The organism is Nitrospinaceae bacterium (assembly GCA_018669005.1).
Lineage (GTDB): Bacteria > UBA8248 > UBA8248 > UBA8248 > UBA8248 > UBA8248.
In genome coordinates, this window is record JABJAL010000036.1 from 23,606 (window position 1) to 30,660 (window position 7,055).

General features: G+C 54.2%; 6 protein-coding genes. All 6 read left to right on the forward strand.

Translation table 11 applies throughout. From position 1 onward, the window contains the following. The first annotated feature begins 248 nt into the window (after window positions 1-248). Window positions 249-986, forward strand: coding sequence for a hypothetical protein (locus HOJ95_05230; protein MBT6394086.1), 738 nt, complete (start codon window positions 249-251; stop codon window positions 984-986). A 19-nt stretch (window positions 987-1,005) separates the two neighbouring features. After that, window positions 1,006-2,106, forward strand: coding sequence for a c-type cytochrome (locus HOJ95_05235; protein MBT6394087.1), 1,101 nt, complete (start codon window positions 1,006-1,008; stop codon window positions 2,104-2,106). Between the two features lie 19 nt (window positions 2,107-2,125). Further along, window positions 2,126-3,256 (forward strand): cytochrome-c peroxidase, encoded by a 1,131-nt coding sequence (locus tag HOJ95_05240; protein ID MBT6394088.1) that lies wholly within the window; start codon window positions 2,126-2,128, stop codon window positions 3,254-3,256. Window positions 3,257-3,267: 11 nt separating this feature from the next. Continuing rightward, window positions 3,268-3,807, forward strand: a complete 540-nt coding sequence (locus tag HOJ95_05245; protein ID MBT6394089.1) for an arsenate reductase (azurin) small subunit — start codon at window positions 3,268-3,270, stop codon at window positions 3,805-3,807. Window positions 3,808-3,818: 11 nt separating this feature from the next. After that, window positions 3,819-6,488 carry an arsenate reductase (azurin) large subunit gene (locus HOJ95_05250; protein ID MBT6394090.1) on the forward strand — a complete coding sequence of 890 codons (2,670 nt, stop codon included), beginning with the start codon at window positions 3,819-3,821 and terminating at the stop codon, window positions 6,486-6,488. A 288-nt stretch (window positions 6,489-6,776) separates the two neighbouring features. Next, on the forward strand, window positions 6,777-7,055 hold a 279-nt coding region (locus tag HOJ95_05255; protein MBT6394091.1), incomplete at its 3' end, for an SDR family NAD(P)-dependent oxidoreductase.

A 7,055-nucleotide genomic window follows, 5' to 3' on the forward strand; every position in this document is an offset into this window, starting at 1 on the left:
CGGCTTGATGGAATATTCAGGTGTCCCATTCCCGGAAGTGATACCTCTTTTTGTCTGTATACAAGAAATACATATCTTTTTATATTGATATATTCTTCAACTTAGCTCATATTATGACGGGTCAGGGATGAAATCACCTGAAACAAGCCTCTTCCTCGGAAGTGTAATTGATATAAGGAGTGAAAATACAGTCATTTGCATAGTAACACTACGTTGATGATGAGCCACAATCAAGGAGATAAATGAAGATGAAGTTTGTTCTAGCTCTGAGTATTTATTTGGTTTCCATGGGAATTTTACCCCTAACCTCGGAAGCCTATGAAGTGATTGACGTGAAAAATGGGGGGGCTATTACCGGGAAAATTGCCTTCTCGGGAAGCCCCCCGGCTCCAGCCATGCACCTCATCACCAAGGATCAAAGCACTTGTGGCAAGGGAAAAATTGAGATTCGCGAGATCGACACCAAAGGAGGTGCCCTTCGGGGTGTTATCGTCTTCTTGGAGAAGGTCAAAAATGGCAAGGCATTCTCCAAGGCCGCCTCCCACGCTGTGGTCGATCAGAAAAAATGCGTTTTCAAGCCTTACTTGGTGGTTGCCCGGAACAAATCGAAACTCACCATCAAGAACAGTGATCCGGTTCTTCACAACATCCACGCCTACGAGCTTATCGGCAAGCTCCGCCGCTCTATGTTCAATATCGCCCAGCCCAAGAGCAAGCCCAAGACGAAGAAAAAACTCCGTACCCGAAGGGGTGGTCTCGTTCGCTTTGAGTGTGATGCTCACGACTGGATGCTGGGTTTTATGTATGTTGCCAAAAATCCCTACTATGCAATCGTGGGTGCAGATGGCTCTTACAGCATCGGTGATATTCCTCCAGGCAACTACACCCTTAATGCATGGCACCCCGTTCTCGGGGTTCAGAAAAAACAGATATCCGTAGCCGCCGGGGGCAAAGCCTCGGCTTCTTTCTCATTTTCCAAAAAATAACAGTACAGGGAGAGGGAGTATGATCAACGTTCATCAAATTCGATTCGCCGCAGTGGTTATTGCGGCCATGCTGGTCGCGGCGCCATCGCTGGCCCGGGGGGCGGGGCTTGTTCCGCTGCCGCCACCCAAAAAACAGAATGCCGCACGAGTAAAACTGGGTCGCCTTCTTTTCTTCGAGGGAAAACTTTCGGGTGATGGCGGTGTTAGTTGCGCAAGCTGCCATATCCCCTCGAAGACATGGACCGACGGCAAGGCCCTCTCGGAGGGCTACCCCGGAACGCTTTACTTCAGAAACACGCCCACTATTTTAAATACGGTTTACAAAAATCGCCTCTATCGGGACGGGCGGATGAGCGGCGGCGATCTACCCACCCTCGTGCGTGACCATCTGACCGAGGCTCATTTTATGTTGGTCGATGGACGCATTTTTCCCGAGCGCCTCAAGCAGGTGCCCGAATATGTGAAGCTCTTTAAAAAAGCCTATGGCGGCGAGCCCTCTTTTGGAGGAACCCTCAAGGCCGTTGCTGCCTTTGTCAATACGCTTAACTCCAGGCCTTCTCCCCTTGATCGTTATCTAAAGGGCGAAAAATCGGCGCTTTCTAATGAGGCGAAAAAAGGGCTTGCCCTTTTCAAAGGTAAAGCTGGTTGTGTGAAATGCCATAGTGGCTCCCTTCTGAGCGACGGCAAATTCCATGCTGTTGGGGCCCCCGACAATACGAAAATGTTCAGTGACCCGCTTCGCCACATAACCTATCGGCGGTTTCTCAAAACCCTCGGTGTCGGTGGCTACATGAACATGCGTGAGGACGTGGGTCTGTATGCCGTAACGAAAAACCATAAAGACCGGGGCAAGTTTCGTACCCCATCGCTCCGCGAAGTGGGAAGGACGGCGCCCTACATGCACGGCGGCTCGCTTAAAACGCTTGCGGCCGTTGTTTCTTTCTACAACAAAGGAGGCGGGAGACACGCAAACAAAAGCCCGCGCATTAAGCGGCTCCGGCTCAGTAAGGCCGAGCAGCGTGCGCTGGTTTCGTTTCTTAATTCTCTATCCGGGGCGAGGGTGACAATGAAGGACCCGAAACTTCCCGACTATAAGATCCGCAAGCTGGGTCAAAATTAAGGAGGCAGCCATGAATCGAATATTTAGCAATATGAAACTGGCTCGGCTCGCTGCCGCCCTGGTGTTGGGGGTTTTGGTGGTGGGCGGCGCGGTAGTCGCACAGGGTGAGAAATTCCCGGCCATTGGGCCGCTCCCACCTGTTCCCGTTCCGGCGGACAATCCGATGTCCAAGGAAAAAGTGGCGCTCGGAAAACTTCTGTTTTTCGACCCTAGGCTCTCTGGCGACGCCAGCACCTCGTGTGCCTCGTGCCACAGCCCGAAGGCGGGCTGGGGCGATGGTGGCGACATTAGCCGAGGCTATCCAGGTACCCAGCACTGGAGAAACTCTCAGACGATACTGAACTCGGCCTATTATAAAAAACTCTTCTGGGCAGGGGAATCGACCAGTCTGGAGGCGCAGGCAAAATCCGCTGCCACCGGTAACACGGCAGGAAACGGCGACACGATGATGATGGAGGAGCGCCTTCGCCAGATACCCGAATACGTAAAGCGCTTCAAGAAAGTATTTGGCGTTGACTGGCCGACGATAGGCGATGCCTGGCGGGCGATCTCCGCTTTCGAGCGCACGCTCGTTTCAAAGGCGAAGAATGTTCCTTTCGACCGCTATATGAAGGGAGACAAGAGCGCTCTTTCGGCAAGCGCGAAGCGTGGCCTCAAACTGTTCAACGGCAAAGCGTTGTGCATCAAGTGCCACAACGGAGCGCTTTTTTCAGATGAGTCCTATCATAATCTTGGAATGCCCCAGAACGAGTCGTTCGAGGAAGATCCGCTTCGCCAAATTACCCTTCGCTACCAGAACCTGATTCGAGGGGTTCCCGAGAGTGTCTACCGAAAGGCGGACCGTGATTACGGTCTCTACTACACGACCAAGCAGAATATCGACAAGGGCAAGTTCCGCACGCCCTCGCTACGAGAGCTCAAGTACTCGGCGCCCTTCATGCACAACGGTGTTTTCTTCGAGCTCTCGGAAGTCATCGACTTCTACAACAAGGGTGGGGGAAACATTCCGAACAAGAGCCCGTTAATGAAAGAGTTGAAACTGTTCGAGTCCGAGAAGAAGGATCTTGAGGCGTTCTTGCTGTCGCTCTCGAGTGACAAGCCTTTGCTAATGAATAAACCGGCTCTGCCGCCCTACGCGGTGATGCGCTGAGGAGATACGAAATGACACACGATACAAATGAGGAAAGGCATTGCCTCTCCCGGCGCACGTTCCTGCTGAGCAGCGGGACGGCCGTAGGGGTGGCGATGGTTGCGGGAATACCCGGATTGGCCGAGGCCGCGCTTCAAACGGCGAGCTATCCGCTCCGAAAGGTCGGCAAGGTTAGCCAGCTTAAGGTAGGTGTGCCGGGGACGATTCAGTATCCATGGAAGGATGTCTATTCCATGGCCAATATTATCAAGCTAGGCATTCCCGCTGGTGGCGGGGTCGGACGCGATCAAGACATCGTGGCCTTTAACACTCTTTGTACTCACATGGGAGGGCCGCTTCAGGGCACCTACAAAAAAGAACACCATGTTCTTGGTCCATGCCCTTTCCATCTGACCACTTTTGATCTCACGAAACACGGCATGGTGGTTTCCGGTCAAGCGACCGAGAGTCTGCCCCAGATTCGGCTTGAGGTGAAAGGCGACGATATTTATGCGACCGGGGTCATGGGCCTGATTTACGGCTACCACGACAACCTCGCGGCGAAAGGATAAGGGGAAAAAGAATGGCAAAAAAAGCGACGAACTATCAGCTACCAGAGGACAGCGTTCCTCTTCCCCCTTCCGACGCGGATGTGATGACGACGGCCTGCGACTATTGCATCGTCGGCTGCGGATACAAGGCCTACCGCTGGCCGGTGGGAAAGGAAGGGGGCGCGAAAGCAAACCAAAACGCGCTTAAAGCGGATTTCCCGAGCGGGATCATGAGCGGCAAGTGGATTTCGCCGAACATGCACAACATCACGAACTACGAAGGCAAGCCGCATCACGTGGTAGTCATCCCGGACGGCGACTCGAAGGTCGTCAATCTCCATGGGGAGCACTCCATCCGCGGTGGCGCCATCGCGCAAAAGCTCTACAACCCCAATAAACAGACCGCCCAGCGGCTGACGAGCCCGATGATGCGGGTGCGCGGATCGCTTAAGGCCATATCGTGGGACACGGCGTTTGAGGTCATGGCGGGCGTCACCAAGCATGTGCTCGATAAATACGGCGAGCATGCCTGGGGGATGAAGTCGTATTCCTATCAGTATTTCGAGAATACCTACGCTATCTCAAAGCTGGCCTTCCAGTCCATCGGGACGCCCGCTTTCGCGCCTCATGACAAACCGGGCCCCGGCAAGGACACGCCCGGCATCGATTTTTCAGGGATCATCCCATTTAGCGCCTCCTATGAGGATTGGGGTGCTGCGGATGTCATCTTCTTTTCGGGAACCGATCCCTACGAGACGAAATCAGTGTTGTTCACTTCGTGGATTATGGCGGGCAAGAATCCGAATAAAAAACTCATCTTCGCACTGCCACGGAAGACGGCTGGCGTGGCATGGGGCGAATCGCGAGGCGGGCTCTTTCTTCCCGTGATACCAGGTACGGACAGCGTGCTTCATCTGGCGATTATTCGCCAGATATTTGAAAACGGCTGGGAGGACAAGGAGTTTATTTCCCGGATGATCTCTAACAAGTGGGAAATCGGCTCTGGCATGGGCCGCGGCACCCGGAACACCCCCTGGCAGTGGGTTACGACCTGGGGCAAGTACGGAACAGATATCGCCGGTTATAAAAAATGGGTGATGAGCTACAAGTACTCCGAGCTTGAACGTGCGGAGAAGATCACGGGCGTCTCGGCGAGCCTGATCCGCAAGGCGGCGGAAATGATCGCCAAGCCCAAGGCGGACGGCTCGCGGACCAAATCCTCGTTCATGCTTGAGAAGGGTAATTATTGGTGCAATAGCTTCGGGAACACGGCGTCCTACGCGGCACTCGGCCTCATCTGCGGCGCCGGGACACGGCCTGGCCAGGTGATTTCGCGCGGCGGCGGACACCAGCGCGGCTGGATGGGCGCTGCGGGCTACCCGAGGGGGCTCTCGCCCGAGAAAATGCCGGGTCGCCGAAAAAAAGAAATCGACCTCGACCGCTGGACCGTGGACGGCAACCTCCGCTTCGCCTGGGTCATCGGCACTACCTGGTTCCAGGCGATGGCCGGCTCGCAGAACATCATGGATGCCGTTCGAAACATGACGCAAAAGAGCCCACACCAGATCGACAGCTTCGATCCCAAGGCAGCAATCGAAACCCTGAAGCGTCGGATGGACTCGGGTGGAATGGCGGTTGTGAACCAGGATATTTACCCTGTCGCCCCTATCGGTACGGAATTCGCCGACATCGTTTTGCCGGCCGCGACCTGGGGTGAGGAAAATTTCACGCGCTGCAACGGGGAGCGGCGCCTGAGGCTCTACAGCAAAATTGCCGATGCGCCGGGCGATGCGATGCCAGACTGGAAGATTATCGCCGGTTTTGCCAAGAAGATGGGATTCAAAGGTTATAACTGGAAGGACTCGAACGAAATATTCGAGGAAGCGGCCCGCTTCGGAAGAAAGAGCGTTCGCAACTACCACCCACTTGTCGTCAAAGCGAAGCGTGACGGGGTGCGCGCGCACGATTTGTTGAAGAGCTATGGCACGCAGGGAATTCAGACGCCGATTCGCATGGTGGGCGGTAAGCTGGTTGGCACTGCTCGCCTTCACGATGAAACCTTGGAACTCGGGCCGCCCGAGGGGCCGACAATGCACCGCAAGTGGCTGACCAAGTTCAATACCCAGGTCGGCAAGGCGGTATTGCTCAAGTCGCCGTGGGAGGATTTTCAGGATTTCTACGAGCGGGTGACGCCTGAGGGCGATGAGCTCTGGGTGACGAACGGTCGCATCAACGAAATCTGGCAGTCGGCTTTCGACGACATGCGGCGGCCCTACATCATGCAAAAGTTCCCCCATCAGTTCATCGAGATGCATCCCGAGGATGCAAAAAAGCGTGGCATAGAGTCGGGTGATCTCGTCGCCATCGAGAACGACGATCTTCTTATTCAGACCGGTGGCTACGTTGGTGTGGACGGCAAGGATTTGACGTTCACCGAGTTGTTGAAGGCGGGGAATATCGAGAAGAGCAAGGGCGCCTTCAACGCCGTGGCGATGGTGACTGATGCTGTGAGAAAGGGAGTGACGTTCGCCTACTTCAATTTTCCGAATAATCCTGCGAACTCGGTTGTTCATAGGGTTCCGGACCCGATGACGAACCGCTACCGCTACAAGTTGGGCAAGGGGAAGCTGCGCAAGATTGGCGAGTCACCCTACAAAGATTCATTTACGACGATGAGCTTTGCGCCAAGACACATCATTTAGCAGGCGCATTGTTTGGCAGGCGAATCTATTAACGGTGCCGACCCTGTGAGATATCTCGCAGGGTCGGCACCCGTTTTGTGCTATGAATATTTTCCGGCTAAGGCGTTCGTAGCCAGAAAACATCCCTGTTTGTTGTGGCGGTTAACTCAATGTTTTCTTTGTAAATATTTTCCAATCGATATGACAGCGAATGTAGATTCCCTCTTTTTGAATGTGGTGGTAAAACGATGGAATCATTTCGAATCTTTGATCTGTAAATTGCTCTAATGTTTTGAGGGGGGGGTCGTCATGGAACTCGAAGGAAAAGTTGCTTTGATCACCGGTGCAGCTCAGGGAATTGGCGAGGGCCTCGCCCGTCGTTTTGCCGCCGAGGGATGCCGGGTGGCTGGTGTGGATATCAACAAGACGGGGCTCGATACGATTGAAAATGATCTCGGCGATGCGTTTTTCGGAGTCGAGGCCGATCTAAGCCGAGCCGATGAGAACAGCCGAATTTTTGATGAGGCCGTCTCGCGGTTCGGGGGGGTTGATATCCTGGTGAATTGTGCGGTTGTGCGCTCGAACGTA

Excerpts from the sequence above, each read along its gene's own strand:
- HOJ95_05245 (MBT6394089.1), top strand. The coding sequence starts at position 3,268 with ATGACACACGATACAAATGAGGAAAGGCATTGCCTCTCCCGGCGCACG.
- HOJ95_05230 (MBT6394086.1), top strand. The coding sequence starts at position 249 with ATGAAGTTTGTTCTAGCTCTGAGTATTTATTTGGTTTCCATGGGAATT.
- HOJ95_05235 (MBT6394087.1), top strand. The coding sequence starts at position 1,006 with ATGATCAACGTTCATCAAATTCGATTCGCCGCAGTGGTTATTGCGGCC.
- HOJ95_05250 (MBT6394090.1), top strand. The coding sequence starts at position 3,819 with ATGGCAAAAAAAGCGACGAACTATCAGCTACCAGAGGACAGCGTTCCT.